Origin of the sequence: Infirmifilum sp., from assembly GCF_049970975.1 — an archaeon.
GTDB classification, from domain to species: domain Archaea; phylum Thermoproteota; class Thermoprotei; order Thermofilales; family Thermofilaceae; genus Thermofilum; species Thermofilum uzonense.
Window position 1 is genome coordinate 1 of record NZ_JBMFLX010000163.1, and the last position, 2,587, is coordinate 2,587.

Annotated in this window: 3 protein-coding genes; 1 reads left to right on the top strand and 2 read right to left on the bottom strand. The window is 55.8% G+C overall.

Features of this window, described 5'->3' with window-relative positions:
• Positions 1-232: 232 nt before the first annotated feature.
• Together ACP5KC_RS10035 and ACP5KC_RS10040 are read right to left on the bottom strand one after the other, a co-directional pair.
• Positions 233-868, bottom strand: coding sequence for a hypothetical protein (locus ACP5KC_RS10035; protein ID WP_428287477.1), 636 nt, complete (start codon positions 866-868; stop codon positions 233-235).
• A 23-nt stretch (positions 869-891) separates the two neighbouring features.
• Positions 892-1,359 carry a hypothetical protein gene (locus ACP5KC_RS10040; protein ID WP_428287478.1) on the bottom strand — a complete coding sequence of 156 codons (468 nt, stop codon included), beginning with the start codon at positions 1,357-1,359 and terminating at the stop codon, positions 892-894.
• Positions 1,360-1,576: 217 nt separating this feature from the next.
• Here ACP5KC_RS10040 and ACP5KC_RS10045 point away from each other — a divergent pair.
• Positions 1,577-2,587 (top strand): hypothetical protein (locus ACP5KC_RS10045; RefSeq protein ID WP_428287479.1); only part of this gene is annotated, 1,011 nt, incomplete at its 3' end.

Consider the following 2,587-nt stretch of genomic DNA (forward strand, 5'->3'; position numbering starts at 1 on the left):
ATAGGATTGCTGGGTATGCATGCCAGCGACCGTGGTCTTGCTCTTCGAGGAGGGGAAGGTTGCGCATCTATGTTGATCTATGCTTGGCTTTGAAGAATAGAGCCGCGCGATTCAAACTAGGTTTCCCACTTATTGCAGCTCAAAGCAATATGATGTGTTAACCGCTTGTGAGCTACGATGAGGGAGCGGTAGCTTTAGTCTGGCTTTTAGGGTTCGGGGGCCTTAAAGCTGTCTATGTCTTTTGCTTGGAGGCTTCAAGTACTACTTTCTCGTAGATTAGGTGGTAAGAGTACACGGTAAGCGTGAGCATGGCTGAACTCGCTATGAAGTGAACTGCTTTGTCCTTGTTCCGCTTAAACACTTCTAGAGTCGTCGTGTTATCTACTGGCTCCACGTACCTCCCGCAGGTTGCGAAGGCGTCGAGGCAGATTATGTGGTCCAGGATAGTCTTGCCGGTTCCGGGCAGCGGTACTGAGAACGCAGATGTGATGCCGAGGAGCGCGATAAGCTCAAGTGGTCTGGGGACCGTCCCCCTCCTGACCAGGAGCTCGTGCATCTTACCTGGATCGGCCACGACTTCTAGGATCGCAGTCCGGGCACTTAAAAGGGGCCTGAGGAGGTCGCGTAGTTCAGCGTCGGAGATCCGCTCCAGATCCTCGAAGAAAGCATCGACGAACTCCCGCACACTCTCGAGCCCAGCCAGCTCCTGCTCAAGGTGCTGTAGGAGCTCGTCATGATGCACGATGAAGAGCTGAGGATCAATTAGGTTCAGTTTCTCTCCGATGATCTTTGGAAGGGCTAGGATCGCTGCCAGAATTGCGAACGTTGCGACGATGTTATTCAACTCTAAAGCCGAGGTTCCCAGCATCCCGATAGCTTTCTGAAGATTAGCTAAACATTCGATGCTTCCCTCTTAAGATCTCCATATATGAGAGGTTCAAGTTCAAAAGCTGAGTGAAGAGCAGATGAACAATCCTTCAAGAGTTTCCTGTATTCTTTAAGAGAATCATGTATACGAGAAAGTAACATTTCATATGAATTTATAAAACTCGTATGAAGTCCTCGCTCTCCAAGAGATCTTCTAAAACTTCTTAATGATTCCCGTACCTCATTAACATATCCCATGAACGCTCCTATGAGGGGCGTATATCCCAGTCTCTTTCTCAGCTCGTTGAGATCTTCGCATAAGCCCGTGAGGACTGAAAAGAGCTTCAGGGCCTTCTCGGCCACTTGCTGGGCGTGGTAGAGGGATAGCATAAGGAACTCTGGCTTGCCGTTGCTCTGCAAGTAGAGCTGCTTGGCTGTCCAGAGGTCTGCGAGCATGACTTTCGCGTAGTCCCTTCTCCACGCTAGGGACACGGTACGGCTCCTTTGCAGCGCATATGAAGTTGCCGAACCGACCAAGGGCCATTTCGGCGGCTATGTGAGAGCTAGGCCTGGGAGGGGGGCGCGTGGCGGCGCGGTACCCTCGCCTTGAAGCTGAATCCGGGCGCACGGCTTGCGACCTAGATCGCTCCCGCGTTGCATAGCGTCGATACGCAAAGCTTTTAGCTAAAGTTTGAGCACAGAGAAGCGCATGATCATTAAAGAGCCATGGGAGAAGAACGCGTACGAGGCCTTTACTCAGCTACTTGGCAAGGTTAGCACGCCCCCGCCCTGCCCCGACTACTTCTCCCTCACCTACATCTCCAGCCTCATCATCTCGAATAGCCGCAACGTCCTGGACAAGCTGGTCAAGCACTTACCACAGTGGGGGCCCCGGGAGCTTTGTCTCATCAGAACCAACGCGCCCTCTTACTTTCAGGGGCGCATGAAGAGCATGCAGAGGGAAGCCGTCGATAGGCTCAAGGAGAGGTGCTACGTGGTCCTCTACAACCCCAGGAGGGAGTTCCTGAACCACGCGAAGTTCCTGATCCATTACAAGGCGTGCCCCGGGGAGTGTCTGGTGGTCAGCTACAGGTACTACGGCTCCACGAACTTCACCGTAGCAGGGCTGGCCCACCCCACGGAGAGGAGCGGCAACTACGAGGAGTACGCCGTTTCCTCGAGGAACCGCTGGAGGTTCTTCGACTGCAGGGACGCTTTCTACGTTAGAGAGCTGCTCGAGCTGCTCCAGCACAAGCTCAACCAGGTGCTTGAATCGAAGTACGTCGCGCAGCTCCTTGACGAGCACGTAAAGTATTTGCAGAAGACCCTTGGGGACATCGAGAGCAGCCTCAAGCACAGCCACGGGGAGTCCCGCGGCCCCCTCTACGCGGCCTACGTGAGCTCCCTGGCTGCCCGCTACATGACGCTAGCGCTGGCCCACGACCTGCCCGGGACTCCGGAGGTCGTGAAGCTGAGGGAGAGGCTGGAGGAGTGGCCGCCCGAGCTAAGCGTGTTCGAGGTGGAGGCGATGACGCCGTGGGACAAGAAGGACGCGGGGGCCATGGCGGAGCGCCTGGGCTTGAACCAGGACACCCTCCGCCGGGAGGCCGAGGCGGAGGGGAAGGCGCTCCGGAGCTACAAGGGGGCGCTCGAAGACCTCAGGAAGGCGATTAGCCGCGAGAGCTGGGAGGCGGGCCTGCGCAGGCTGGAGGGGGTAGAG

Bases quoted from the DNA above. Each gene is read 5' to 3' on its own strand.
- ACP5KC_RS10035 (WP_428287477.1), bottom strand. From the start codon at position 868: ATGCTGGGAACCTCGGCTTTAGAGTTGAATAACATCGTCGCAACGTTC.